Annotated in this window: 25 protein-coding genes; 15 read left to right on the top strand and 10 right to left on the bottom strand. The window is 61.6% G+C overall.

The features are described 5' to 3' along the window. Positions 1 to 66: 66 nt before the first annotated feature. On the bottom strand, positions 67 to 1092 hold the full coding sequence (locus AC3A5O_RS00345) for a zinc-dependent alcohol dehydrogenase family protein (protein WP_122566930.1): 1026 nt from the start codon (positions 1090 to 1092) through the stop codon (positions 67 to 69). Positions 1093 to 1348: 256 nt separating this feature from the next. Between AC3A5O_RS00345 and AC3A5O_RS00340 the strand changes: the two genes are divergently transcribed. Then, a complete protein-coding gene (locus tag AC3A5O_RS00340) occupies positions 1349 to 2263 on the top strand; it encodes a LysR family transcriptional regulator (protein ID WP_069970812.1) in 915 nt (304 codons plus the stop codon). A 182-nt stretch (positions 2264 to 2445) separates the two neighbouring features. Here the strand turns inward: AC3A5O_RS00340 and AC3A5O_RS00335 are convergent, their stop codons facing one another. Next, entirely contained in the window at positions 2446 to 3564 is a 1119-nt protein-coding gene (locus AC3A5O_RS00335) for an NADH:flavin oxidoreductase (protein WP_305467084.1), read from the bottom strand. Between the two features lie 103 nt (positions 3565 to 3667). Between AC3A5O_RS00335 and AC3A5O_RS00330 the strand changes: the two genes are divergently transcribed. Then, positions 3668 to 4042, top strand: a complete 375-nt coding sequence (locus tag AC3A5O_RS00330; protein WP_305467085.1) for a winged helix-turn-helix transcriptional regulator — start codon at positions 3668 to 3670, stop codon at positions 4040 to 4042. Positions 4043 to 4051: 9 nt separating this feature from the next. On the opposite strand, the gene AC3A5O_RS00325 is transcribed toward AC3A5O_RS00330, so the two are convergent. From AC3A5O_RS00325 to AC3A5O_RS00310, 4 genes are all read right to left on the bottom strand, one after another. Then, a complete protein-coding gene (locus AC3A5O_RS00325; RefSeq protein ID WP_487752713.1) occupies positions 4052 to 4762 on the bottom strand; it encodes a haloacid dehalogenase type II in 711 nt (236 codons plus the stop codon). Positions 4763 to 4883: 121 nt separating this feature from the next. Then, positions 4884 to 6332 carry an APC family permease gene (locus tag AC3A5O_RS00320; protein WP_305481615.1) on the bottom strand — a complete coding sequence of 483 codons (1449 nt, stop codon included), beginning with the start codon at positions 6330 to 6332 and terminating at the stop codon, positions 4884 to 4886. A 359-nt stretch (positions 6333 to 6691) separates the two neighbouring features. Next, on the bottom strand, positions 6692 to 7432 hold the full coding sequence (locus AC3A5O_RS00315; protein ID WP_305467090.1) for an IclR family transcriptional regulator: 741 nt from the start codon (positions 7430 to 7432) through the stop codon (positions 6692 to 6694). 29 nt (positions 7433 to 7461) lie between these two features. Then, complete coding sequence (locus tag AC3A5O_RS00310; RefSeq protein ID WP_122566955.1) at positions 7462 to 8430, bottom strand: helix-turn-helix domain-containing protein; 969 nt, start codon at positions 8428 to 8430, stop codon at positions 7462 to 7464. A gap of 215 nt (positions 8431 to 8645) precedes the next feature. Here AC3A5O_RS00310 and AC3A5O_RS00305 point away from each other — a divergent pair, with 215 nt between their 5' ends. From AC3A5O_RS00305 to AC3A5O_RS00295, 3 genes are all read left to right on the top strand, one after another. Next, the gene (locus AC3A5O_RS00305; protein WP_122566934.1) at positions 8646 to 10019 is read left to right on the top strand and encodes an aspartate aminotransferase family protein; all 1374 of its coding nucleotides are present in this window, start codon (positions 8646 to 8648) and stop codon (positions 10017 to 10019) included. A 38-nt stretch (positions 10020 to 10057) separates the two neighbouring features. Continuing rightward, entirely contained in the window at positions 10058 to 11518 is a 1461-nt protein-coding gene (locus tag AC3A5O_RS00300; protein ID WP_487752712.1) for an aldehyde dehydrogenase family protein, read from the top strand. 98 nt (positions 11519 to 11616) lie between these two features. Next, entirely contained in the window at positions 11617 to 12180 is a 564-nt protein-coding gene (locus AC3A5O_RS00295; RefSeq protein ID WP_122566956.1) for a cytochrome b, read from the top strand. Between the two features lie 38 nt (positions 12181 to 12218). Here AC3A5O_RS00295 and AC3A5O_RS00290 read toward each other — a convergent pair whose 3' ends face one another. The 4 genes from AC3A5O_RS00290 to AC3A5O_RS00275 all read right to left on the bottom strand — a co-directional run bounded on the left by AC3A5O_RS00290 (position 12219) and on the right by AC3A5O_RS00275 (position 16504). Next, the gene (locus tag AC3A5O_RS00290) at positions 12219 to 13721 is read right to left on the bottom strand and encodes an alpha/beta hydrolase domain-containing protein (RefSeq protein WP_487752711.1); all 1503 of its coding nucleotides are present in this window, start codon (positions 13719 to 13721) and stop codon (positions 12219 to 12221) included. Beyond that, positions 13718 to 14092: a DUF6152 family protein gene (locus AC3A5O_RS00285; RefSeq protein WP_122566937.1), complete on the bottom strand. Its 375-nt coding sequence runs from the start codon at positions 14090 to 14092 to the stop codon at positions 13718 to 13720. The genes AC3A5O_RS00290 and AC3A5O_RS00285 overlap by 4 nt, the downstream gene beginning before the upstream one ends. Continuing rightward, positions 14089 to 14973, bottom strand: coding sequence for a hypothetical protein (locus AC3A5O_RS00280; RefSeq protein ID WP_305481620.1), 885 nt, complete (start codon positions 14971 to 14973; stop codon positions 14089 to 14091). Before AC3A5O_RS00280 ends, AC3A5O_RS00285 begins: the two co-directional genes overlap by 4 nt. 193 nt (positions 14974 to 15166) lie before the next feature. Then, positions 15167 to 16504: an alginate export family protein gene (locus AC3A5O_RS00275; protein ID WP_122566939.1), complete on the bottom strand. Its 1338-nt coding sequence runs from the start codon at positions 16502 to 16504 to the stop codon at positions 15167 to 15169. Between the two features lie 236 nt (positions 16505 to 16740). Here AC3A5O_RS00275 and AC3A5O_RS00270 point away from each other — a divergent pair, with 236 nt between their 5' ends. The 10 genes from AC3A5O_RS00270 (at position 16741) to AC3A5O_RS00225 (ending at position 24984) form a co-directional block, all read left to right on the top strand. Continuing rightward, entirely contained in the window at positions 16741 to 17124 is a 384-nt protein-coding gene (locus AC3A5O_RS00270) for a DUF6152 family protein (RefSeq protein WP_305481622.1), read from the top strand. 75 nt (positions 17125 to 17199) lie between these two features. Beyond that, the gene (locus AC3A5O_RS00265) at positions 17200 to 17964 is read left to right on the top strand and encodes a hypothetical protein (protein ID WP_122566941.1); all 765 of its coding nucleotides are present in this window, start codon (positions 17200 to 17202) and stop codon (positions 17962 to 17964) included. Between the two features lie 229 nt (positions 17965 to 18193). Beyond that, positions 18194 to 19702, top strand: a complete 1509-nt coding sequence (locus AC3A5O_RS00260) for an alpha/beta hydrolase domain-containing protein (protein ID WP_305481624.1) — start codon at positions 18194 to 18196, stop codon at positions 19700 to 19702. 21 nt (positions 19703 to 19723) lie between these two features. Next, the gene (locus AC3A5O_RS00255; protein ID WP_487752710.1) at positions 19724 to 20206 is read left to right on the top strand and encodes a DUF6644 family protein; all 483 of its coding nucleotides are present in this window, start codon (positions 19724 to 19726) and stop codon (positions 20204 to 20206) included. A gap of 37 nt (positions 20207 to 20243) precedes the next feature. After that, complete coding sequence (locus tag AC3A5O_RS00250) at positions 20244 to 20732, top strand: DUF6644 family protein (RefSeq protein WP_305467097.1); 489 nt, start codon at positions 20244 to 20246, stop codon at positions 20730 to 20732. Then, positions 20732 to 21466: a DUF6162 family protein gene (locus AC3A5O_RS00245; RefSeq protein ID WP_487752709.1), complete on the top strand. Its 735-nt coding sequence runs from the start codon at positions 20732 to 20734 to the stop codon at positions 21464 to 21466. The genes AC3A5O_RS00250 and AC3A5O_RS00245 overlap by 1 nt, the downstream gene beginning before the upstream one ends. Beyond that, positions 21463 to 22395, top strand: a complete 933-nt coding sequence (locus AC3A5O_RS00240) for a metal ABC transporter solute-binding protein, Zn/Mn family (protein WP_305481628.1) — start codon at positions 21463 to 21465, stop codon at positions 22393 to 22395. Before AC3A5O_RS00245 ends, AC3A5O_RS00240 begins: the two co-directional genes overlap by 4 nt. Positions 22396 to 22409: 14 nt before the next feature. Then, positions 22410 to 23090, top strand: a complete 681-nt coding sequence (locus AC3A5O_RS00235; RefSeq protein WP_487752708.1) for a metal ABC transporter ATP-binding protein — start codon at positions 22410 to 22412, stop codon at positions 23088 to 23090. After that, positions 23087 to 23992: a metal ABC transporter permease gene (locus AC3A5O_RS00230; protein ID WP_122566948.1), complete on the top strand. Its 906-nt coding sequence runs from the start codon at positions 23087 to 23089 to the stop codon at positions 23990 to 23992. Before AC3A5O_RS00235 ends, AC3A5O_RS00230 begins: the two co-directional genes overlap by 4 nt. Next, on the top strand, positions 23989 to 24984 hold the full coding sequence (locus AC3A5O_RS00225) for a metal ABC transporter solute-binding protein, Zn/Mn family (RefSeq protein ID WP_487752707.1): 996 nt from the start codon (positions 23989 to 23991) through the stop codon (positions 24982 to 24984). Before AC3A5O_RS00230 ends, AC3A5O_RS00225 begins: the two co-directional genes overlap by 4 nt. Positions 24985 to 25017: the final 33 nt, after the last annotated feature.

Genomic DNA, 25017 nt, shown 5'->3' with positions numbered 1-25017 from the left:
AAGGAAGGATGGGGATCAAGCCGAACAGCGCAAGAGCCCGGCGATGACTCTTGCGCAAGACAGGTATCAGGCGGGGTCGACAACCTGAAGGGCAACGCGCTCACGGCAAGGGCATTCACCCATGTACCGGTGAGCTTCGACAAACTCGGAGAACGGGAAGACCCGAGTCTTGAGTGGCAACAACACGTGATCGGCGGTCAGTTGATTGATATCACGCAATGCTCGCTGCAACGCCACCTGGTCCTGGAGGATGCCCAGTTCCGGTTTGCCGGTAAAATTGCCGATGCAGTGCACGAAGAACTGAATGTTCTTCTGGAACGCCGCGCAGGCCGGGAACGGCGTCTGGTTGCCACCCTGCAAGCCATACAACACCAGGCTGCCACGGGGCGCCAGCACATCACCCAACAGTGACATCTGCGGCCCGCCGAGCCCGTCGAATACCACGTCGACGCCACGGTTGTCGGTGAGCTTGTTGATCTGCATCAGCAAGTCCTGCTCTTCGGTGACGATGACTTTCTCGGCACCCAGCGACAACAGGTACTCACGCTCGTCAGCTGTCTTGGTGGCCGCGATCACCCGCACACCCAGGGCCTTGCCCAGCTGGACAAAGGATGGTCCGGCGCAATGACTGGCATCGGTGACCAAGGCGAATTGCCCCGGTTTGACCCGCGCCAGGTCCATGTAGGCAAAATACGCGATCAGCAGCGGCGTGTAATGCACGGCGGCTTCGATCGGGCTGAGCACGTCGGGATAACGGGTCAGGGCGGTGCGGGGCAGTACGATGACTTCACCGTACACCGGATAATCGTTCGGGCTTTCGGCCGGAAAACTGGCAACCTTGTCGCCCACGGCCAAGTCATCGACGCCATCGCCGACGGCGGTTACCACGCCGGCCATTTCATGGCCCAGGCCCGAAGGCAGGCGTGCCTGGGAGGACGCCAGGTTTTGGCGCCACAACGTGTCGTACCAACTGATGCCGATCGCTTCGACGCGGACCTGCACTTCTCCTGGCGCAGGAAGAGCCGCCGCATGCTCTTCGCATTTGAGCACCTCGGCACCACCAAACTTGTGAAAACGGATCGTGCGGGACATCGCAAACCTCGTCAAAGTAACCTCTAATGCCATGAACTCTATCCGGGCTTTGTACCCAAGACCATCAGTGGCTATTAATAGTCGACATGCCTGTCATTGATTCCGCAGCAAGAAAAACCAACCACTCCTGTAGGACTTACCTAAGAAAACTCAATTAGCCGATGCAGAGTACCAGCCTTTCCCCGTAAGATTCATGCCGGCCATTGTTCCCATATGGCCGTTCACGTCAAGCTTACCGAATCTGCCAGGACCCCAGATGAATCGTAATGACCTGCGGCGTGTCGATCTGAACCTGTTGATCGTGTTCGAAACGTTGATGCATGAACGCAGCGTGACTCGCGCGGCTGAGAAGCTGTTTCTAGGCCAACCGGCCATCAGCGCCGCGCTGTCGCGGCTGCGCAGCCTGTTCGATGACCCGCTATTCGTGCGCACCGGCCGCAGCATGGAACCTTCGGCTAGGGCGGTGGAGATCTTCGCCCTGCTCTCTCCGGCCCTGGATTCGATTTCCACGGCCGTCAGCCGCGCCGCGGAATTCGACCCGGCCACCAGCACCTCGGTGTTTCGCATCGGCCTGTCGGACGACGCCGAATTCGCCCTGCTGCCGATGCTGCTCAAGCGCCTTCGGGCCGAAGCGCCGGGCATTGTGCTAGTGGTGCGCCGGGTCAACTACATTCTGATGCCGGGCTTGCTGGCCTCCGGTGAAATCTCCATCGGCGTCAGCTACACCGACGACCTGCCAGCCAACGCCAAGCGCAAGGTCTTGCGGCGCAGCTTGCCCAAAGTGTTGCGGGCCGACACCGCGCCGGGACGACTGACCCTGGACGAATTCTGCGCCCGCCCCCACGCCCTGGTCTCCTTCGCAGGGGACTTGAGCGGCTTCATCGACGAAGAACTGGCAAAACTCGACCGCAAGCGCCATGTGGTGTTGGCCGTGCCGCAGTTCAACGGCTTGAGCACGCTGCTGTCGGGCACCGACATCATCGCCACCGTGCCCGACTACACCGCCGACGCACTGACCGCCGCCGGTGGCGTACGCGCCGAAGACCCACCCATACCGGTGCGCAGCTTTGAATTGCACATGGCCTGGCGCGGTTCTCAGGACAATGATCCTGGGGAGCGCTGGTTGCGTTCGCGGATTCAGATGTTTTTTGGCGACCCGGATAGCCTGTAACAGATTCCACCGAGTTCCGAAAAAAGTGTTAACCCCATGTTGAGTGGCCTTAACACATCAGTCATTGAAACTGTCATGGCGCACTCAACAACAGATTGCAATCTCGGCCTCGCGACATCCGAGGCCAGACCGCTTACACCTTCAGGCTAAAACCTTTGTGACGTCACACTCTCCACTCAGGCTCAAACCAATTCGGCTAAAGATGCCGGATTGAAGCCCTTCAGATCCGCATAATCGCCCTTTTCCACTTTGGCGGCCCAATCCTTGTCACTCAGCAGAACACGTCCTACTGCGATCAGATCAAACTCTTCGCGTTCCATGCGCTCGACGAGCCGATCCAGGCTCGCCGGGGTTGAGCCTTGGCCGGCGAATGCGTGAGTCACATCATTATCCAGCCCGACCGAGCCGACGCTAATGGTTGTGGCTCCAGTGACTTTCTTCGCCCAGCCAGCGCAGTTCAGCCCGTTTTCACCGTCAATTTCGGGAAACTCAGGGTCCCAGAAGCGTCGCTGCGAGCAATGCAGAACATCAACACCCGCCTCGACCAACGGTAGCAGCCAGTCTTCCATTAAGGCAGGCGTCTCGGCGAGGCGCACCCCAAAGTCCTGCTGCTTCCATTGGCTAACGCGCATGATGATAGGGAATTCGGGCCCAACCGCGTGACGAACTGCAGTCACGATCTCTGCGGCAAAGCGGGAGCGTTCTTTGATCGTCGGTCCGCCATAACGATCGGTGCGCTGATTGGTGCCGGCCCAGAAGAACTGGTCGATCAAATAACCATGAGCCCCATGGATCTCAACGGTGTCGAAACCCAGTCGTTTGGCATCCGCCGCGGCCTTGGCGAAAGCAGCAACTGTGTCTGCAATATCTTCTCCGCTCATTGCCACGCCGCGCCGGTCGTTTGGCGAATCGAGGCCAGATGGGCTTTCAACCGGCGCATCAGGCTCCCAGCCGCTGACGTCACGCACTGCGCCGGTGTGCCAGAGTTGCGGCCCCATACGGCCCCCAGCATTGTGAACAGAATCGATCACGTTCTTCCATCCAGCGAGTGCTGCTTCACCGTGGAAAAAAGGAATGCCGGAGCCGTTACGTGAAGCGGGACGATCAACGACGGTCCCTTCTGACAAGATCAACCCGACTCGCCCCTCAGCCCGCCGCCGGTAGTATGCAGCGCTCCCTTCACCGGGGATGCCCTCCGGCGAAAATTGCCTCGTCATCGGCGACATGACAATCCGATTTTTCAGTTCAAGCGACCGAATGGAAAAAGGACGGAATAAAACGCTGGTATCAAGGTTTGACATTGAATGGACTCCCATTTGCTTTTGGAAGCCATATAAGTATATTTTGTAAACCAAATGTCAATCAGGCACCTAGAGTCGCCTAGGTATATATGAGGAAACTTCGATGCTGGAATTAAAGCCGCAATGTTTTTCATCGGAGTGCCCAAGCCGGGCGCTGTTCGACCAGATCGCAGACAAGTGGTCAATGATGGTTCTGGCGGTGCTGGATGACGGGCCACATCGCTTTAACGCCATCAGGCGTCGCCTGGAGGGCGTCACTCAGAAGGCACTGACTCAGTGCCTACGGCGCCTGGAACGAAATGGCCTCGTCTCGCGCAAGGTCATTTCGTTCTCGCCTGTGGCGGTCCAATATGAGATCACTCAACTGGGTCGAACACTGCAGCAGCCATTTCGCGAATTGCATAAATGGACGCTCGACAAATTGCCTGAGGTTGAAGCGGCCCGGTTGAAGTTTGATGAGGCTGCGGAGGTAAGCTGACGGGCGCCGTCACGCAAGCTTGTGATCAAGCTCGATGAAACCATCGGCCTGCCAATCCCAATCCTGTGCGTCGGCGGCGTCGGGGGCAGGTGCTCCACCGTATTCCATGGGCCGGTCGATATAGGCCGTCATCAGGCCGCAATTCCTGGCCGCCGCAAGATCGCTGTGGTGGCAGGCCACCAGGCAGAGTTCATTGGGTTTGAGATCCAGCGCCCTTGCCGTGAACAGGTACGCGGCAGGATCCGGTTTATAGGTTTGTGCAAATTCCGCCCCCAGCAGCGCGTCCCACTGCAAACCGTTATACCGGTTCATTGCGATCATCAAGGCCACATTGGCATTGGACAAGGTCACCACCGCAAAGCGTCGTCGCAGCAGGGCCAGCCCCTCGGCCACGTCAGGCCACGGGTCCAAGCGACGCCAGGCATGGGCAAGCGTGTGCAATACCTCGGGGGCAAGCTGATCGGCTTCCAAGCCGTAAGTCGTCAACAACTGGACCAGCGTCTCGTAGTGCAATGTATCCAGGACAACGAAGCCCCCATGCCCCTTGATGCACTCGCGCAGCGCTGGCGCATACAACCGGCGCCATTGCATTGCAAATTCTGCGGGGCTGACCGCGGGCAGGTAGGTCGACACGAATGGTCTCGCCTCACGTGCGATGCCTGAATGCCAGTCAACAACGGTGCCGAACACATCAAATGCCAACGCTTGTGGAAGTGTCATCGCAAGACTCCTCTGCTATTTACGGTCCAGCCCGGCACACCGGCCGCTGAGGCATTGGAACGCGGAAACCCAATCAGCTTAGCCTTATCCTTTTCAAGCGCCATCGATACTGCGCAGGTTCCTATAGCTTGTGACTGCCCAACACCAAATACCGCTGCGGCGCCGCCTTGCGCAGTCGCGCCGCCAGGAACACACCCGCCAGCAAGGCCGCGGGAATGATGGCGCAGAGACCATACGACAAGGCCTTGCTCGCGCCGGTCAACACATCGAAATGCACCACCGCGATGACCAGGACCGTCAACAGCGCCACGCAAGAGAACCCAGGAAAAATCCGCCCACGCCAGATCCCCAGCTTGAGTTCGGGGTGGCGCTGGGCAAAGACCCAGACCGCTGCGGAAGTCAGCGCCATCAGCAAGATCACGCAAAGCGTCGCCAGGTTGGAGAACCAGGCGAACAATTGCAGGATCGGGTCGGCATCCATGGCGGCGAAAATCAGTACCACCACGGCGGAGATCAAGCTTTGCAACGCCGAGCCCATGTGCGGGCTCTGGTGGACGCGATGGGTCGTGCCCAGCCGGCTGGGCAGCAAGCCGTCACGCCCGATGGCATAGAAGTAACGGGCCGCGGCATTGTGGAACGCCAACAGCCCGGCGTAGATGCTGACCATGAACAGCACGCGGATGACCTGGGTCAGGTGCGGGCCGACAAAGTGGTCGGACATGCCATAGATAAACGTCGTCGGGTCCTGCAAGGCCTGGAGCGTGGAGACGATTTTGTCCGCCCCCACGCCGATCACCATCGACCAGACCGACAGCGCGTAGAAACCACCGATCAGCAACACCGAACAGTAGGTGGCAATCGGGATCGTCCGTTGCGGGTTCTTGGCTTCTTCGCCGTAGATAGTGGTGGCCTCGAAGCCGATGAACGCCGCGAAGCAGAACAGCAAGCCGATGGACGGCGTGCCGCTGAACACGTGACTGCGATCAAACGCGTCGAGATTGATGCCGCTATCGCCGCCAGTCCTGAGAATGGCGAAATCCAGGAGCAGGATCGCCAGGTATTCAGCGATTACAATCACCGACAGCACCCGGGCCGACAGGTCGATCTTGCGATAGCCGAGAATCGCAACGCTGGCCATCGCCATCAGCGAGTACGACCACCAGGGCAATACCAGACCGAAGACGCTTTCCATCGTGCCGCTGACCACGCCCCCGAACATGCCATACAGCCCGACCTGGAGGATGTTGTAGGCGAACATCGCCAGCACGCCCGCAGCGCCACCGGCCAAGCCACCCAAACCGCGAGAGGTGAACGCATAGAAACCGCCAGCGTTGGTCACGTGTCGGGACATGGTGGTGTAGCCCACCGAGAACGCCAATAACACCGACAGGGCCAGGATCAGCAACGCCGGTGTGCCGGCGCCGTTGCCCAGCATGATGCCAATGGGGAAACCGCCGGCGATGACGCTCAAGGGGCTCGCCGCCGAAACCACGAAGAAGATAATGAAGCCGACACCCAGGGCCCCACGCTTGAGCTCCGTGTTGCTATTGACCGGGAGAGATACACTCATGTTTTCTTGACCTTATTGTATGAGGCAGTCGCTGTAGGACCGGTGCAGTCAAACGCACACCGTCACCGAATAGCGTTATTGTTCTTGTTTCACGCTGGATTCGATCCTATGCCTCTCCCTGAGCGCCCCATTAGCCCAAATCGGTAATCGGCACGGTCCCCTCAAAAAAGCCTGGCGTGGGGCTGATGCCAGTCAGTTAAGCTGCAAACCTGTGGGAGCAAAGCTTGCTCGCGATAGCGGCAGAATCGTCAATATCGTTGTCGGTTGGTTTACCGCAATCGCGAGCAAGCTTTGCTCCCACAGGGTTTATGCCGTTTGCTCCTAACTGACTAGACATTATGGCGTGAGGCCCTCTCACTTCATTGCAAGGCAATGCGCGCCGTCAGTTCCGACGCCGCGCCGATGACCAGGTCGCACAGGTAGCCCTGCTGGAACGCATGGAACCGCTCGCTACGCCCCACCAGGGTCATGCTCCCAAGCACTCGCCGTTTTTCGTCGAAGATCGGCGCCGCGACGCCACTGCGTCCCGGGTGCAGTTCGCTTTCGCTGATGCAGTAGCCCTGCTTGCGAATGGCGAGCAACCCCTTGGTGAACGGCTTCCACTCCAATCCCTGATGCAGCACTTGCGCGGGATTCGCGTGGACGTCGTAGATGCGGCGGATCTGGCGCGGCAGCAGATACGCCAATACGACCCGAGCGGTCGCACTGTGGAAAAGATCGATCGGGCGCCCTCGGTCGCCCCCCACCGGGCCGGCGTCGGAACCACGCTGGATCAGCACGTTGACCACCGAGTCGCCATGCCATTCGCTGACCAGCGCATCCAGGCCCGTGTCAGCCACCAGTTTATCGACCAGGCCCCGGCTGCCGGCCAGTAATGGATCGTAGTGGGCCATCTGATGCTCAAGCGTGACGATACGTGGGCCGAGGGCGTAGCCGCGTGGCAATCGCTTCAAAAAGCCCGCGTCGCCGAGCTCGCGCAGATAACGATAGGCGGTGGCGGGCGTGTAGCCGAGCTCCCGGCAAATGACGTCGACATCGATGACCGGCTGTTCAGGGCGAAACAAGTCGAAAACCCTGAGCAGGCGACGAAGGCTATTCATTTTTTCTACATCCTTGTGCAGGCAAATGCTCAAGCAAGCGCACAACCGCCGATGGCAGCGCGGGCGGTTTGGGACGGCAACTCTGCGAACAGCGCCTGGTACTCCGCCGCAAAATGGCTCAGGTGATAGAAGCCCCACTGGGCCGCCGCATCGCCAATCGAAAGACGCGACGCGGGGGTGGACATCAGGGTTCGGCGCACGCCGTTAAGCCTCACCGAGCGCAGGTAATTGACCGGTGTCGTCTCGGTCACCGAGCGGAAGCTGTTCTGCACGGTGCGCCGACTCACCTGGAGTCGCTGGCACAACTCGTCCACGCTGGGCACGTTGTTCAATTGCGCGGTCGCCAGGCGGTGACATTTTTCGACAATGTAACTGCGCGTGGAGCTTGGCGTGCGCTGCTGCTTGTCGCAGGCGGGATCGGTCATCAACTGCAGCAACTCACCGAGCATGGTCTGTTCCAGCGCCATTTCCCGGTCCTGCGAATTGTCGAGTTCTTCACTCAAGAGCGCCTGGGAGAACGCCGCCAGCATTCGATGGCGAGCCTCGGCATAGCGTTGAGTGGAAACCTTGATCACCGGCTGACGCAACAACTGGCTGATTTCCTTGGCCGACGCGGTTTGCGCCAACGCTTGCTCGAACAAGTCACGCTCGAAGGTGATCGCCAGCAGTTCCATGCCCAGCGGCATGTGGAACATGAACTCCTCGCCACCCTGGAGAAAGAACAGGCTGCTGTCGTCCACTTCCCGCCCTTGCATCCGTATCGTACCCGGGACGGTGATCGGCACGGCGAAACACATCTTGCCCCGAGGGGCCACGCCATGCTGCACAACACGCTGATTGATCTGCTCGCGAAATACGTGGCAGCGCGGCGTCGTCAACTGGATAAGTGAGCTCTCAGCCAAACCCGCGGTTAACTGGTTGTAGTCCTGGCTCCACTCCTGGACGGTGGCGGCGTGGACATGAATGTCGTGGAAGTGGCTGATGTTCTGATTTTTCATGATGACGAAAGCCTCGGCCAATATTCTTGTTTTTAGATCGCCTTCACGAGCGATATTCTCACATAAAGAGAATTCTGCAAATTTTCTTTGCGCAATGTCAGCGCTTCGGTGCTGACGCTCGGAACGGCCCGCCCAATGTGCCGATTCGGGCTACCGGCCAGGAACGGGCCACGAGGATGATCGAGACACTGAAACCGACATCCTGAGAGACCGTCATGAGTGAAGCCAAACTTGAAGCCCTCCACTTCGCGGATGCCCCGCGGATTACCTCCACCATTCCCGGCCCAAAGACCACCGAGGCCCTGGCGTTGTCGGCGCGTACCGAATCGATGGCACGCGGCGGCGGACGCATGCCCGTGGCCATGGACCGGGCGTTCGGCGCGACCTTCAAGGACGCCGATGACAATACCTACATTGACCTGTCCGCTGGCGTAGGCGTCAGCAGCGTGGGTCGCTGCCACCCGAAGGTGGTGCAGGCCATTCGCGAACAGTCCGAAGTGCTGATGCACGCACTGGAGATCAATAGCACCCGACGCACCGAACTGGCCGCCAAACTCTCGGAGATCGCGCCCGACGGCTTGCGCGGCGACTGCATCACGTTCTTCACGCAAAGCGGCAGCGATGCGCTGGAAGCGGCCATCAAGTTCGCCAAGCGCGTCACCGGACGGCACCAGATCATCGCCTTCCACGGTGGCTACCACGGCGTGTGGAACGCTTCCGGTGCGCTGACGACCGGCACGGCCTATCGCAAAGGTTATGGCGCCCAGATGGGCGGCGTCATTCACGCGCCCTACCCTTATGCCTACCGTTTCCCCTTCGACACCACGCACAAAAGCGCCGAGCAGATCGCCGGTGAGTACGTGGATTACCTACTGAACACCCCCTACACCGCCGCCGACGACGTGGCTGCCGTGATCGTGGAACCGGTACAGGGCGAAGGCGGCTACGTGCCTCCCTCGCCAGAATTCCTGCAACTGTTGCGCAAGGCCTGCGACCGCAGCGGCGCACTGCTGATCGTCGATGAAGTGCAATCCGGTGCGGGGCGTACCGGCAAGATGTGGGCGGTCGAGCATTCCGGCGTGAAACCCGACATGCTCACCTTCGGCAAGGGCATTGGCAGCGACCTGCCAATGGCGGGACTGATCATGCGCTCGGACCTGGCGGCGGCGATTCCTGACGGATCGATGCCCAACACCTTCGCCGCCAACTCGTTGTCCGCGGCCGTGGCGCTGACCAACATCAGCATCCTCCAGGACCCGGAGCTCGATCTGCTCAACCGTGCCCACACACTGGGGCTGGAAGCGCAGGAACGTATCCGTGGCTTCGGCAGCCCGCTGGTCGGTGAGGTCCGTGGTCGCGGCCTGATGATCGGGATCGAGCTGGTCTCGGACCCGACCACCAAGGCGCCACTGGCACCGGAAAAGATCGGCCAACTCATGGGTTACCTGCTGAGCCACGGCGTGCTGATGATTCCCTGCGGTCGCTACAGCAACGTGATGCGTGTCATGCCCTCGCTGACGATCTCACGGGCGCTGTTCTTCAAGGCCCTGGACATCTTCGGCGACGCCCTGGATTCCCTCGATGCGTGACATGTCCCGACTCCTGCCCATCACCCATGGACTTCAAAATGACTGAGCACTTGAAACACTTCATCGCCGGCACGCCCTTCGAAGCCTCCGACGGGCGCCGCATCAACCTCGTCAACCCGGTGACAGAACAGGTCTATGGCAGCTGCGCCCGCGGCACCGCTGAAGACGTGGACCGTGCCGTGGGGGCCGCACGCAACCAGCTCGAACGTGGCGCCTGGAGCCAGCTTGACGGTGCCCAGCGCGCTCGACTGCTGTCGAAACTGGCCGACCTGGTGGAGCGCGACACCGATGTACTGGCCGATATGGACGCCGACGCCATCGGCCGCTCGCCGATCGAACCGCGCCGGCTGGACCTGCCCAATGCGGTCGCCAACCTGCGCGCCTCCGCCGGCTGGGCCAACCAACTCGAAGGGCGGACCATTCCCTCCGGCGGCTACTTCGGCACCAAGTCCCTCTCGTACACGGTACGTGAGCCGGTGGGCGTGGTCGGTGCCATCGTTCCCTGGAACTCACCGCTGATGATCACGGTCTGGAAGCTCGCCGCTCTGCTGGCGGCAGGCTGCACCGTGATCATCAAGCCGTCGGAAGAGACACCACAGTCGGCCCTGCACCTGGCTACGCTGGCCCAGGAAGCGGGCTTCCCGGATGGCGTGATCAACGTTGTCACCGGCTACGGCAACGAGGTGGGTCGCGCCCTGTGCGAACACCCCCATGTCGACAAGATCAGCTTCACCGGCAGCCCCGAAGCCGGACGCGAGATCCAGCGCACCGCCGGCGTACTGTTCAAGCGCGTGGCCCTGGAGCTGGGCGGCAAGAGCCCGCAGATTGTCTTCGACGATGCCTCCTTCGACGACGCGCTGTTCGGCTGCTCCCTCGGCCTGTTCGCCAACCAGGGACAGGTCTGCGCGGCCGGTTCGCGCATCCTGGTCCAACGCAACCTCGCCGATCGCTTCGCCGCAGCGCTGGCCGATGCCGCACGCGCCGTCAAGGTGGGCGACCCTCGCCAACCCGGCGTGCAGATGGGGCCGGTGGCCAAGAAGGCGCAATTGGATCGCGTCAACCGCTACATCCAACTGGGCATCGACCAAGGGGCCTCGCTGCTGGCCGGCGGGGTATCGAACCCTGAACAGGGTTGGTTTGTCCGGCCGACGATCTTCGCCAACGCCCGCAATGACATGGCGATCGCCCGGGACGAAATTTTCGGCCCGGTCGGCACGGTGATCACGTTCGACAGCGAGGATGAGGCGATCGCACTGGCCAACGACTCCAACTACGGCCTCGCGGCCACGGTCTGGACGAGCGACCTGGCGCGAGCGCACCGCGTAGCGGCGGCGATAAAGGCCGGTGCCGTGGGCATCAACTGCTGGAGCCCTCTGGACGCCAACCTGCCCTGGGGCGGCGTCAAGGCCAGCGGCATTGGCCGAGAAGGAGGATTCAGCGGTGCGTTGGCCTACACCGAGGAGAAGGTCATCACCGTACTGTTGCCCAGCGCAAAATAAACCCGCACTGACCCGGCCACCTTCCAAGTCTCTGTGCCATGGAAGGTGGTCGTTCAAATGTGCATTCCGATGCTCTGATGATCGATGGAGAGACCGTGATGAATCCGGTAAATCAAACAATAATTGATCGGTATCCGACGTCCCTGCGGCTTTTGCACTGGGTGCGCGCAGTACTTATCGCAGGCCTCCTCTGGGCAGGCTGGCACATGACCGGGATGGATGACGAAGTGGCGAGTAAATACGAGCTCTATTACCCGTGGCACAAATCCTTTGGGGTGCTGGCATTCCTGGTGGTCCTGGTCCAGATCGCCCTGCGGGTGAGAACGGCCAGGCTGCCGCAACCGCCAGAGACGCTGGCACGGTATGAGCGGGTTTCGTCAAGGCTCGCTCACCGTACCTTGTACGCGCTGCTGGTGATCGTGCCGTTGATGGGCTATTCGATGTCGAGCACCTACACGATGAGCGACGGCGTGTTCTTCTTTGGGGTGAATCTTCCGGAACTCTTGGGCAAGAATGACGACTGGTTCGTCGTCTTCCAATGGCTGCATAAAGTGCTCGCCTATACCCTGCTCGGCCTGATCCTGGTGCATGTCGCCGGCGCCCTCAAGCATCGGTTCTATGACCGCGACCCGCGAAACGATGTCCTGCGCCGCATGCTGTGACGTGATGAGGCGTTGGCGAAAGATGCCAACGCCTTCACTCACGGCTCGGACCGCAGAGACCCGGTAAAGTCCGCCGGCAAAGCGATTGGCTTGACGAGTCGCGCATCCTCCGGCAGCAAGTACCCCTCCTTGATCGCCTGTTGTTTGGCGGCCTCGAAACGACTCGCATAATTTGCATGACTGCCATACAACGCCTTCAGCCGCTGCGCGGAATACGGCACCTTCGTGTCGTAGGCTGAACCGCAGCCGGTCTCCTGGTCGGTCAGGTAGGTGGCGCTTGGCACCCTGATCCACGGCGGACGCACACCCCCCAGCATGTTGCCGGTCTGCGGATCGCGGGCAACGCCCTTCCCCTCGCGACCGACCCGTTCAGCCTTGGGCATCGGCGTACCTTCACGCACCCAGCGATCCATCGCGTCGAGGATCGCCGACACGACCGTCTCCACCGGCTCGTCATAGAGGAACTGGCAGTGCGGATCGTTGCGCTTGTCACCGTCAGCCGGGTGCGGCTCTGTCCCGTCGGTGCCTTGATCGACAAGACGCAGGTGTGGCATGCCCGCGATCTCGTAGTAGCGCAGCTTCGGTTGGTCTGTATCTGGCGGTAGCGCGATCTCCTGGTTGGCATCGTGTACCACCTCGGTCTGGCTGTAGACCGTCACGAAAGGCGCGTCCGAGGGGATTTTGCGCGGAACCCTGAGCACCTCGCCACCCAGGTCGCCATACACAACGTGCCCCGTCATGTAGGCGTCGATCAGCGGCTTGCCGTCCGGCATGCGCCACTGCTGATGACGGCCCTGATCGAGGTAATCGAGCCAGAGCTGCCCATTGATTGCCCAGGTGTTGACATAGATACGCTTGACGTCGAGCCCCTGGGTGGGGCCGTGTACAAGGTTTGACTTGAGCAGCAAGGCCAGTTGCGCGGCAATGCCCTGCGCCTGGGGCGGGTACTGGTCGGGACCGTCACCGCGTCGAAACCGGTCGCTGTCGTAGTAGCTGCCGAGCGGTGCATAGCGCTTGTAGTCGTAGCGCCGCATGAAGTCCAGATTCAAGTTGCGGGGCTCAGGATCCCAATCCAGCGTCTTGGGATCGTTCGCCGGCCGATTGATGCTGAGTGTGTAGCCGGCGAATGCATACCCCTTGCGCAGCAGGTAGTTGCGGGTGAGGATCCAGCCCGCGCCGCGTTCGCCCATCCAACTGAACGGTTCCATCACGACGGTGCCGTTGAAGCGTCCAGGGTCCTTGGGTTTGCGGATAAGGAAGCGCGTGACGTAGGGCGCGTCGAACACATGCTCGCCAGAAGCGGTGATCGCTGGCGCGAGCCCTAGCATGTAGTACTCCTCCTCTACATACCCGAACCTCTCCAGGTCGACATACTCGGTGCCGTGCCTTGACGCGGACGCGAGCGGTAACTGACCGCTGGGAGGCACCTGGGAGATTTGCGGCATGGATGGCGTTTGCGCGACGACGGGCGCAGCCGTCGTCAGTACCAGCAAAGCGGCCATGGAAAGTCTGGACAACCGAACCTTGCCCGTGGGCTTCATTTCCAGGCTCCGATGGTTTTCCCATTGGGCAACCGCAGCGCCTGGAGGGCACCACCCGTCTTCGTCTCGTCCTTCATCGGAGCGAGCTGCAGGTCGACCTTGTCGCCCGGCTTGAGCGTATTGGCCATCCAGCCCTGGCGCATCAGGATGTTCGGGCCGCCGGCCTCGATCGCCCAGGTCTCGGTCTTGTCCCCGACCGGCACATCGACGAACAACCAAACGTGAGGGTTTTTAAACTGCACCTCACTCACTGTGCCGGCAATCGCGACGAGCTTCGACATGTCGAAGGCTGAGTAGGAATGGTGGGCAAAAGCCGCCGGGGCCGACAAGCCCAGGAACGCCAAACTGAACAGAATGGATTTGAGATTCACTTCGTGTCTCCTTGATTATTGTTGTCCGCTGGGTTCAGGTTCCGTCGCTCGGGAATCGTCGTGATTTCCGCGCCCGTCACAGGATCGATCGACTCGTTATTGCTGTCCTCGCAGACGAACTCCATGAATTCGACACCCTTGGGCGCACGGCGGAACGTCAGCGGCGCCCACTGCCATGGCTTGACCAGCGCATCCGGGTCTTCGACCCTGCCGTCCACCTGCAGCAGGCCTTCGTCATTGATGAAGATCCTCTCTTTGATGATCATGCGGGGGCCGTGGCCCAGCGCGTCGTCGGCATGCCCATACTCGCTCAACGTGGTTTCCTGGCGGATGTTGGTCGTCTCGACGACCAACACATTTCCCTCCCAGCGTGCGACTGAATGGCCCTCGAACGTCGGGGGAGCTTCCTCCGGATTGGGGTGGGCGCGCCCATCGAGGTAAATGCGACGAGTCTCGCGCAGGAACTCTTGCGCCCAGTTGATTTGCGTCGGCGTCTGCATGATCTCTACCGCGTAGGGCCCGACCATGTTCGTTGGCATGCCCAGCACCTTGCACGAGGTCTTGAACTCGCTGCCCACTTTGGTGAGGGCTTCAGCGCGTTTCCTGGCGCTCTCGAGGTAGACCCCCTTGAGTTCCGGCGTGGTGCCGAATGGAGGGCCAATATTGGTGTCGGGGTTATCGGCACCCGTGCTGTTGACGAGGGGGTCTACGGAACTCCCCACCGGCATCCAGAGCCCGCTGATGTCGGGCGGTGCGGCTTTCGGCTGGGCCGCGCTGGCGGTTGCATTGGGCGTTGCGGCGATGGCGAACGAAGGATTCGCCGAGGCGGCCAGAATGGCCAGCAGCGCGATGACTGCATGAGCAAGAGGGAGCATTTTCATAGGCATGACCTGCGTCTTTTTCTACACGTTGGTAGTGACTGACATCCCGGAAACCGCCACCGTTGAAGTGCGTGACGGCCGGTGCCAGGCGCGTGGGTGTGGTTTATTCCAGGGGGAAGATACGCAAGCACTCCGTTGGGGAGATATCCCAAATCAGCATGCGCTCACGGTGTGTGGCGGCGTGGATGGCCGCTCAGAAACTCACCCAGGCGATGAGCTGGAAGTAGGTGTTCGTCGATGCGCTCCCACTCTGGTTGCCACCGTTGCCGAGCCACTTCTCAGGCTTGTAGAAACCGACAAGGGGTGAGAGCGTGATGTTGTCCGTCACCATCCAATCCAGAAAGAAGTCGACCTCGCGTGCGCTGAAGTCCTGCTCCCCCCGTCGGGAAAGCTGGTGGTAGTCGAAGGCCATCGCGTTAAGCGTCAACTTGTCGGTCGGCATGACCGAGAGCAGCACATCATTGATCTGCATGTTCGAAGTCACTGAACCTGCGTAATTCACTGCGACTTCACCTTGGTAGCGTTTACGAAAACCGCCCTGGAACAGGAAGTCCCAGCCTTCGGAATAGCGCGTATAGCGATAGCTCACCGTCGGTTGCCATTTGACATCCGCGAAGGTGTAGCCCGCGTCGAAGAACATCGCCCGCTGCGACCCCGACCGTTTTTCCTGGCGCGCCACTTCGAATGCGAAATCGGCGTTCTCGATGCCGGCATTGCCCTGGCCACGGATGCTGTAGATGTCCATGCCCTTGCGCTCCCCCCGATCGCCGAAGACGTATCGCTCTTCGACATCCAGGCCGCGCACGTACGTTGAACCGATCGAGCCGATGGGCGTCGTGTAGTCGACAGTGGCGGCCGCCACTTCGGTCTTGGACTGCCCGGGGTTATCCGACTTCAACCAGATCAAGCTGCCATGAAGGCCCTGCGTACCGCCCAGCTTCAGGACTGCCGTATTACCGAACGCCAAGCGCGGGCCGAGGTAAAAGGCACCGCCGCGATTGAACCGGCCATCCGCGACACCCTCGATGGGGTTGAAGGCGTTCCCGGGGGCGAACCCATCGTCGGTGATCAGAAAGCCGTCCACCGTCACGATCTGTCGGCCAAAAGAGAAATCAACGCCGTCCGTGCCCAACGCCGGAATCAAATCAGCTGACTTCCAGCCCAGATAGGCCTCTTCCACAGCGGTTTCTCTCTCGTTTCCGGCGGTGAGCGCTCCCGCATCGCCATCGCCCCATGACCCGGTACTGATCATGCTGAACCCGCCGTAGATCGAGCCGGCGGCGATCTGATCCGTCGTGCCGCTCAAACCATACTTGGCGAACCCTTCCTGCCACCGCATGCTGCCGGGCTCCCGTTGTGGGTCGCCGAGGTAGTTCTCGCTGCTGCCGAACCAGCCAAATCCCGCCCACAGCTCGGCGTTCAGGACGGTCCCACCGTCGTTTTCGTTGTACAGCTCGTAGCCCTGTGCCTGCGGCTCGAACGCGCAGAGTGCAACCAGCGAAAGCAATGGGGCGTAATGGGGGGTGCGCATGACGTCTCTCCTGTTTTTATATTTATGAGGCGAGTCATGAGTGTTCCGATTCGGGTCGCCCCTGCGGTAGCCCAAATCAGCATGTGCGAGGACCGGCGACCCATTTTTCTCAGCGTCCCCCTGCCCGCCGGAAAACATTTCCAGAGACTTGAACGGTTGCCGTTTTGGGCTACGGCATGCCCAGGCGTCGCCCCTATGCTGGGGCCATAAGAACGCATAAGAATGAGGCACCCGTCATGACCCCAATACCGCTGTTACGTCAGGGGCTTTGCCTACTGACCATCGTCGCCTGCAGTGCCCTGCCGTCCCTGGCCACTGCCCACCATTCATTCGCACTGTTCGACCAGACCAAGACCGTCACAGTCAAGGGCGTCGTCGAGCGCTTTGCCTGGACCAATCCGCACATCACGATCTACCTCGATACCCCCGGCCCGCCGCCCCAGCGATTCAAGATCGAGACGGGCAGCGTCAACGCGTTGCAGCGTGCTGGCTGGAGCGCTGATTCGATCAAGGCCGGCGAGAGCGCCGAGGTGTCCTTCAGGCCGCTGAAAAACGGTGATCCGGGCGGCCTGCTGGTGGAGATCAAAATCGGTGACGTCGTGCTCACGGGCGGCGGATAAGAAGTTGGCTCCTTCCCAGCTTCATGGCCACCGAGCCAAACCGAACAAGCCAGCCAGCAGCGTGGAGACGTTTCAATGAAACCGGTACGAACCTTGAGCGCAGCAACAATCTTCTTCGGCGTCATCCTCGCGACGGTCGTCGGGGTGTGCCACGCAGCGCCGTCCAAATCCCAGAACAACCCGCGCCCGGACATCAGCGGCACCTGGGAAAGAACCCCGGACGACTGGTTCGGTGAGAACCCGGACGATCCGGTGCACCCTGGCGGCCCGATGGACCTGAAGGAACCCTACGCTGGCGAATACGCCGCACTGAAAAAGAAACAAGCCGCCGCGAATGAAGCCGGCGCGCCATTGGCCACAACGAGCTCCAGGTGCCTGCCCGAAGGCATGCCGACGATGATGGCGGCGCTGTTTCCGATCCAGATCATTCACGACGACAAGCAGGTGATTGTCCTCGGCGAGTACCTCCAGCAGGTGCGGCGGATTCTCCTGAACCAAGCCATGCCGCCCAAAGAGAAGCTCGACCCCAAATATCAGGGCCATTCCCGCGGCCACTGGGAAGGCGACACGCTGGTGGTGGAGACGCAACGCGTGCGAACCGACGTGACGTTCTATGACGTTCCCCACGGTGAGGCGATGAAGATCACCGAACGCATCAGGCTAAAGGGGCCAGACCACTTGCAGAACCAGGTGGTGATCGAAGACCCGCAGGTGCTCAACACCCCGTATCGCTTCACGTTCGACTACAAGCGCTCCAACTACGCCATTCAAGAATATGTCTGCGAGAACAACCAGATCGTGATCGACAGCGAGGGCAAGGCGTCCCTCAGCCGTGAGTGAAGCCCCTATTGGATCAAGACAGTGTTGGGGCTGCTGCGCAGCCCAGCGGGAGCAAGCTCCCTCGCCACAAAAGGCGGCGTTTGCCACAGGTTGGCGGGCAACGTAATGGGATCTGATTACCCCACAGCACTGCCCAGCCAAACGCAAAACCGTGGCGAGGGAGCTTGCTCCCGCTGGGGTGCGAAGCGCCCCCAAACCAGGCTGACGTTGCTCCCTTGGAGATGACCGGATGGAACGACCAATAACTATCAGCCTTCTACGGCCGATGCTGCCAGGGGTCATGCTCTCGCTGATCCTCACCTCGAACACGTTCGCCGAGGTGCCGCGCATGCCCACGGCCATCGCCATACCGCCCTCCAGCGAGCCACCGCTGTCGTCGGCGAAACGGCCGGGCACGGAGCACAGCGATCTCGCCAAGTACGGCTACGTCGAGGAGGAGTTTTACCTGCAAGGCGTCGCCCCAGCCATTACCGCCGCCGGCAAAACCCTCTTCGAGGCGCCTTACACCACGCGCATCCTGGTGCGTAAACCAACAGACCCGGCGCGCTTCAATGGCACGGTGGTGATCGAGCCGTTCAGTTGGTTTGGCGAGCGTGGCGCAGGATGGATCCTGACCCGTGACTACTTGCTGCGGCGCGGCTACGCGTACGTCGGCTACACGCTGAACATGAACAAGCCGGCCGTCGATCCCAAGTTCATCGCGGATACCCCGGCCGCCGAAGCGGAGCAAATTGCCCAGTACGGACGGATCGTGAACTTCGAGTTCATGCGCCGCTTCGACTACGCGCGCTATGCGCCGCTGGGCACCTACTACGATCCACAGCGTTTCACCCGTGGTGAAGGTCCTGACCCGTTCGTGCCACAGTCACAGGGGATCGCGGCGCAGCTGGCGTTACTGCTCAAAACCAATGCAGCGCAAGGCCCTTTGGCCGGCCTGGATGTGCATCGCGTCTACGTCAACAGCTGGGCGGTGACCGCGCAAGTCTGGATGGACTACCTCGACCAGGGCCGGCACCAGCAATGGCGCATGCCCGACGCACGGCCGTTGATCGATGCCTATATGACGGGGCGCATGGCCTATGGCGAGGTGGGCGGCGACGTGATCCGGCTGCCGCGGCAGATGCCCGACGGCGTGCCGTTCGTGACCGTCTACAGCCAGTCCGAACTGATGCACGACGTGATCGAAGGCATCGACCTGCCGCCGGACACCGACAGCCCGCAGCTTCGTTATTACGAAGTGACCGGCATGCCCCATCTGCGGCTGGCCGACCTCGGTACGGAACATACCGAACTGTTCGCGAACGACGTCGGCAAGGGCGACGACCCACGGTGCCGGACGCTGTACGACGAGCCGGCGGAACTGGTCGTCTCGGCCCTCCTGGATGGCATGGACCACTGGGTGCGCGAGGGCAAAGCCATGCCGAAGGCCCCCCGAGTCGTACGCGAGGGCAAGGCCGCCGTGCGCGACCCCGCTACCGGCAACTTGCAAGGGGGCGTGCGCCCGCCCTGGATCCAGGTGCCCAGCGCGACCTACCTCACCGACCAGGAGACCGGCTGCGGCCTGATCTACGACACCAAGGTGCCCTACGCCAAGGACGTGCTTGGCCAGCGCTATGGCAGTTTCAGCCATTACGCACAGGCATTCGAAGACGCCAAGCGCCTCTCGATCAAGCAAGGCTATCTCCTCCCGGAGGACGCAACGGGCCTGCGTCCGATCGCGAAACCTCAAGACTTCTAACTCAACGCGGAAGCAAAGCAGATGTCATCAGAACTCATCATCGCCTGGATCTACGCGTCACCGTTAAGCACGGCCATCAGGGACATGTCCTGGGTCGTGCCCACCGTCCAGAGCGTTCATATCGTCGCCATCGCAGTGATCTTCGGCGCTGCGGTCATCTCCGACCTCAGGCTCGCGGGCGTGTTCGCTACCGACGAACCCATGGGCGGCGTCGTGCGCCGTTACTTCCCATGGATGCGCGCGGCGCTCATCGTCCTGCTCCTCAGCGGATTGGTCATGGTCATCGGCGAGCCCGATCGGGTGCTCGTCAACACAACGTTCTGGCTGAAGATGTTCCTGGTCGTCGCCGTGTTCTCGCTGACCTGGTCGGTCCGGCGTCCGTTGCTGCGCGCTGTCGGCCCTGCACAAGGCGCCGACGAAAAGCCGCCCATCAAGGCCCTGGCCTGGCTGTCGATCGCCCTGTGGTGCGTCGTGATCTTCTGTGGTCGCTGGATTGCCTACTGATCCCAGCGTTTTCAATGTTTTTTTTCAGGTATTTGCCATGGACATCCAATCGATATTGCAAGCCCTCGAGGACACCTCTGTCGCCGCCCAGATCAGAGAGTCGGGTTCCATTTTTCCAAACCTGGAGTCAGTGCACGTGATCGGCATTGCCCTCGTGTTCGGGACCATCGCCGTCGTCGACTTGCGCCTGCTCGGCATCGCCTCCCATCGTCGCAGCGCGCTCCGGCTGATCCAGGAACTGCTGCCCTACACCTGGGTTGCCTTCGCAGCCTGCGTGATCACCGGTCTGCTCATGTTCGTTTCCAATGCCACCACCTATGCGCAAAACAGCGTGTTCTGGTGGAAGATGGGCGTGTTAGTGCTGGCGGGCCTGAACATGGGGATCTTCCACTTGGGCGCCTATCGCCGAATCGAGGAATGGGACACGACTCTGCCGCCTCCCGGCCAGGCCCGTGTCGCTGGATTCTGCTCGTTGGCGCTGTGGGTGAGCGTGATAGGCCTTGGCCGCTGGATCGGGTTCGTCTGATGGCGCGCCTGTCGCGAACCTGGCCCGACGCTGACGCCAACGGCGCGACCAAGGTCGTGCGCCCGGCTTCCGGCCACTGGGAATCGCTGGCCCTGGTACTAGCGACCCTGGCAATCATCGCCAGCGTGACAGGCTATGTGCTGCTGCGCCCACAGCACGCCGGACCGCCGACGCCCTTGAGCTGGCAGGTGCGTTCCTTCGATGGCCTGGGTGCGGTCGACCAGGCCATCCACAGCGCCCTGCTGCCTGCCGGTGAAGAAATCATCTGGAACAACAACGACACCGGCGGTTGGATCACCCTGGAGCGTGCTCAGGAAATTTTGCTGCCGCCCTTCTACCGGGACGCCTTCTGGAAGACCAACGGCGAGGTGCATTGGCAGTTGATCCTGCCTGGCGGCCACCTGCCCCATGCCGGTTCCGTCGATGAGCACGAAGACGACGCTGCTGCCCCGGCCACCAACGAAGTGTCGCAAGCCACCCAGGGCCAGGGCGCGACGGTCTACTACGGCGCCGCCGGCCGCGCGCCCGGCCAGAGCGCCTACCTGCTCGTCATTGGACACGCCCATGCCGGCGTCATGTGGGCCAACCAGGCAACAATCTGGGTCCACCCCGACCCGAATGCGCCCTACCCCGGGATCGTCAAGCCCGAATCGCTGGTCGGCAAAGGTTGGCGTCAGGTCATTCCTTACGACGGCGCCAGCGAAGTCGAACGCGTTAAAGGAAACCAGCCATGACCGTTTCTACGAAATACCGCACACTGTGGCGCCGTTGCCTGACACTGCTGGTGCTGATACCCGCCATCGCACTCGCCGACTCGACGCCCCCCTTGGGCAAGAAGCTCAAGATCGGCGTCACCCTGCACCCCTATTACAGTTTCGTAGCGAATATCGTCGGTGATCGGGCCGAGGTCGTTGCGCTCATCCCGGCACAAGCGAATCCGCACAACTATCAACCGCAACCGGACGACATCACCCGCGCGATGACGCTCGATGCCCTGGTCGTCAATGGCATCGGGCACGATGAATGGGCCTTCCAGATCGTCAAGGCTGCCGGTCGTGGGGCGACGCTGCCGATCATCCAGGCCAATGCCTCAGTGGCCCTGATTCCCATCGGCGGTGACCAGGGCGGCGCCAAGGTGGTCAATCCGCACACCTTCGTATCCACCACGGCAGCGATACAGCAGGTCTTCGAGATCACTCGCCGGTTGGGGGAACTGGACCCGGACAATGCTGCGGCGTATCGACAAAACGCCCTCGCCTATGCCGCACGCATCCGAGCATTACGGGCCGGCTTCATGACCCGCTTCGCCGCCCTGGATCTGTCATCGTTCCGCTGTGCGACGACCCATGCCGGCTACGACTACATGATGCAGGAGTTCGGCCTGTTCGTGAGCGCCGTGATCGAACCTCGTCATGGCGTCGCACCCACGGCGCGCCAGTTGGCCAACACCCTCGACGCGATCAAGAAGGCCAATGTTCGGGTGCTGTTCGCCGAAAAAAACTTCTCACTCGACCTCGCCAAGCCGATCGAAGCCGCCACCGGCGTGAAAGTCTTCGCGCTGTCGCACATCACCGGCACAGCCTACAGCGCGGAGGAATTCGAGGTGGCAATGCGCGAGAACCTCGAGACCTTGGCCGAAGCCGTTGAGTTTACGCAGCGATGAAAGAGGAACAAGTCATGCGCGGTCCCGCCATCGTATTCGATCACGTTTCCCTGCAACTGGGCGGTACGCAAGTGCTCGACGACGTCAGCTTTCGGGTGGAAGCCGGTGCGCTGCACTGCCTCGTCGGTCCCAATGGCGGCGGCAAGACGTCACTGGTGCGCGCACTGCTGGGCCAGATGCCGCATTCAGGGACGGTCCGCTTCGAGGGCGAGGTGACGACACCCATGGGCTATGTCCCGCAATTGCCGGACTTCGACCGCAACCTGCCGATGACGGTCAACGATCTCATGGCGCTTCTTGGTCAGCGCCGGCCGGCCTTCCTGGGCGCCAGCCGAGCCGCCAAGGCGGCCAATGCCGAGGCCCTGGCGCGTACCGGCGTGGCCGGAATGGGCACCAAAGCCTTTGGCAGCCTGTCCGGTGGCCAGCGCCAGCGCGTGCTGCTGGCCCAGGCGATCAGTCCGGCGCCCTGGCTGTTGATTCTCGACGAACCGACCGCTGGCATCGACGAGCCGGGCGTGCGGCTGGTGGAGGCGCTGGTGGCCGAATTGCACGGTCGTGGGGTCACCATCCTGTGGATCAACCATGACCTGGAACAAGTCCGGCGCATCGCCCAATCAGTGACCGTGATCAACCGGCGGGTATTGTTCCATGGCGCCCCCGACCAGGTCGCCCATTCGTTGGAGAGCGCCCAATGAACGCCCTATACGACTTCATTCGCAGCCACCTGCAGGCGCTCGCCGCCAGTAGCTTGCTGCCGCAACCGTTCGAGTACGAGTTCGTGATCAACGCGCTGCTCTGCGCCGTGCTCATCGGCCCGCTGCTGGGCGTACTGGGCTCGATGGTGATGATCAAGCGCATGGCGTTCTTCAGTCAGTCCGTCGGTAATGCAGCGATGACCGGCGTCGCCATTGGCGTGCTGATCGGCGAATCCTACACATCCCCCTACTTCTCGATGTTCGGCTTCTGCTTGCTGTTCGCCCTGACGCTGAAGTACACACAGCACCGCACCACATTGGCCAATGACACGCTGATCGGCGTGTTCCTGTCCATCTCCCTGGCGGTCGGGGCCTCGCTGTTGCTGTTCGTGTCGGCGAAGATCAACACCCACGTAATGGAAAGCGTGCTGTTCGGTTCCATCCTGGCGGTGGACCACACCGACATGAACGTGCTGCTTGGCGTAACGGCGCTGTGCGCGCTGCTTGGGTTGCCGCTGTACAACGGCATGCTGTTGGCCAGCCTCAATCCAAGCCTGGCCCATGCGCGTGGCGTGCGGGTGCGAAGCGTCGAATACCTGTTTGTCGTGCTGGTCACCCTGGTGACGGTTGCCTGCCTGAAAATCATCGGTGCCGTGCTCGTCGAAGCCCTGCTGCTCATACCGGCCGCGGCAGCACGCAACATCAGCCGGTCGCTGCCGGGGCTGGTCGCACGAGCCGTCCTGATTGCGACCTTTTCCTGCGTGGTGGGCATCCTGGCCCCCATGCAATTCCACATCCCCGTACCAACGGGCGGCGCCATCGTGATCGTCGCCGCCCTGGTGTTCATCGCCACCACCGTCATGCGCGCTACCGCATCCCGGTTCAGGGGGGCCAGCGTATGAATAGAAAAGGGGTCTATAGGTCCTGGCTGACGATGCTGGCGCTGCTGCTGGGCATCCCGTTTTCGACCGCTGCCGATACCGACCAGCAGCAAGTGCTTGTCGCATTGCCTGCTGTGTATGCGCTCACCTCGGTACTCAGCGCCGGCACGTCCCTGGAGATCGTCCGTGTTCCGAAGGACGCAGCCGTGCCCATGGAAAGCCAGGCCAACTCGCTGTCGCGCCTCGACGCCGCGGTGTTCCAGCAGGCCGAAGCCGTGGTCACCCTCAGCAGCCTCTGGCGCGCAGATCCGCTGTATGCGACGGCACGCCGCCACAACCTGCGGATCGTCGAGATCGATGCCTCGCGCTCATGGGACACCGTCAAGCCCGGCGTAGCCGTGGCCCACGCGCCAGTGAACGACATTCCCTGGGCCGCCGCGGGCGATGTCGATGAGGGCCCGTCACCCTACGCCTGGCTCGGCCCCGTCAACGCCATGCGCATGTCAGCGCTGATCGCCGCCGACCTGGCACGCCTGGCTCCCGCCGATGCGCCACGGATAGAACGCAACCTCGCTGCACTTGAAGGCCGCTTGCGCCAACTCAAGGCCGACTACGGCACCCGATTGACGGCGGTGCCGGATCTGCGCGTGCTGTCGCTGGCCAATGAGTTCATCTACCTGTTCGGCGAGTTCGGCATCTTTGTCGACGGCTGGTTCGTCCGCCAGGACCTCGACTGGAGCGACGCCGATCGCTCCGCGCTGACCCGCTACCTGCGCGAGCGTGACATCCGCGTGGTGGTCCACAAGTGGGCACCGGACGCCCGGATTGCCAAGGCCATCGAGGACGGGGGCGCACGGCTGCTGATCCTCGATACGGGCAACCCGGGAATGCTCGCCGACACGGCCAACGGATACGAAACACTCATGGGTTCGAACCTGGAGGCCTTGCTGGCGGCCTTCACCACGACTGGCAATGACAGTACGAGGGGCGATGGTCAGCCCCTTCCCCAATGATCGATTTTGACGGCGAGACGTTATGAAACCCAT

The organism is Pseudomonas sp. Soil_N_39 (assembly GCF_057655955.1).
Note: the sequence above shows the minus strand (reverse complement) of the source record. Positions and strands in the feature narration are given on the sequence as shown.

Coding starts and splice junctions, on each gene's coding strand:
- AC3A5O_RS00260 (WP_305481624.1), top strand. CDS start 18,194: ATGGAACGACCAATAACTATCAGCCTTCTACGGCCGATGCTGCCAGGG.
- AC3A5O_RS00225 (WP_487752707.1), top strand. CDS start 23,989: ATGAATAGAAAAGGGGTCTATAGGTCCTGGCTGACGATGCTGGCGCTG.
- AC3A5O_RS00315 (WP_305467090.1), bottom strand. CDS start 7,432: ATGAATAGCCTTCGTCGCCTGCTCAGGGTTTTCGACTTGTTTCGCCCT.
- AC3A5O_RS00310 (WP_122566955.1), bottom strand. CDS start 8,430: ATGAAAAATCAGAACATCAGCCACTTCCACGACATTCATGTCCACGCC.
- AC3A5O_RS00270 (WP_305481622.1), top strand. CDS start 16,741: ATGACCCCAATACCGCTGTTACGTCAGGGGCTTTGCCTACTGACCATC.
- AC3A5O_RS00235 (WP_487752708.1), top strand. CDS start 22,410: ATGCGCGGTCCCGCCATCGTATTCGATCACGTTTCCCTGCAACTGGGC.
- AC3A5O_RS00240 (WP_305481628.1), top strand. CDS start 21,463: ATGACCGTTTCTACGAAATACCGCACACTGTGGCGCCGTTGCCTGACA.
- AC3A5O_RS00305 (WP_122566934.1), top strand. CDS start 8,646: ATGAGTGAAGCCAAACTTGAAGCCCTCCACTTCGCGGATGCCCCGCGG.
- AC3A5O_RS00300 (WP_487752712.1), top strand. CDS start 10,058: ATGACTGAGCACTTGAAACACTTCATCGCCGGCACGCCCTTCGAAGCC.
- AC3A5O_RS00245 (WP_487752709.1), top strand. CDS start 20,732: ATGGCGCGCCTGTCGCGAACCTGGCCCGACGCTGACGCCAACGGCGCG.
- AC3A5O_RS00320 (WP_305481615.1), bottom strand. CDS start 6,332: ATGAGTGTATCTCTCCCGGTCAATAGCAACACGGAGCTCAAGCGTGGG.
- AC3A5O_RS00325 (WP_487752713.1), bottom strand. CDS start 4,762: ATGACACTTCCACAAGCGTTGGCATTTGATGTGTTCGGCACCGTTGTT.
- AC3A5O_RS00250 (WP_305467097.1), top strand. CDS start 20,244: ATGGACATCCAATCGATATTGCAAGCCCTCGAGGACACCTCTGTCGCC.
- AC3A5O_RS00255 (WP_487752710.1), top strand. CDS start 19,724: ATGTCATCAGAACTCATCATCGCCTGGATCTACGCGTCACCGTTAAGC.
- AC3A5O_RS00290 (WP_487752711.1), bottom strand. CDS start 13,721: ATGAAGCCCACGGGCAAGGTTCGGTTGTCCAGACTTTCCATGGCCGCT.
- AC3A5O_RS00345 (WP_122566930.1), bottom strand. CDS start 1,092: ATGTCCCGCACGATCCGTTTTCACAAGTTTGGTGGTGCCGAGGTGCTC.
- AC3A5O_RS00275 (WP_122566939.1), bottom strand. CDS start 16,504: ATGCGCACCCCCCATTACGCCCCATTGCTTTCGCTGGTTGCACTCTGC.
- AC3A5O_RS00230 (WP_122566948.1), top strand. CDS start 23,087: ATGAACGCCCTATACGACTTCATTCGCAGCCACCTGCAGGCGCTCGCC.
- AC3A5O_RS00335 (WP_305467084.1), bottom strand. CDS start 3,564: ATGTCAAACCTTGATACCAGCGTTTTATTCCGTCCTTTTTCCATTCGG.
- AC3A5O_RS00280 (WP_305481620.1), bottom strand. CDS start 14,973: ATGAAAATGCTCCCTCTTGCTCATGCAGTCATCGCGCTGCTGGCCATT.
- AC3A5O_RS00295 (WP_122566956.1), top strand. CDS start 11,617: ATGAATCCGGTAAATCAAACAATAATTGATCGGTATCCGACGTCCCTG.
- AC3A5O_RS00330 (WP_305467085.1), top strand. CDS start 3,668: ATGCTGGAATTAAAGCCGCAATGTTTTTCATCGGAGTGCCCAAGCCGG.
- AC3A5O_RS00340 (WP_069970812.1), top strand. CDS start 1,349: ATGAATCGTAATGACCTGCGGCGTGTCGATCTGAACCTGTTGATCGTG.
- AC3A5O_RS00265 (WP_122566941.1), top strand. CDS start 17,200: ATGAAACCGGTACGAACCTTGAGCGCAGCAACAATCTTCTTCGGCGTC.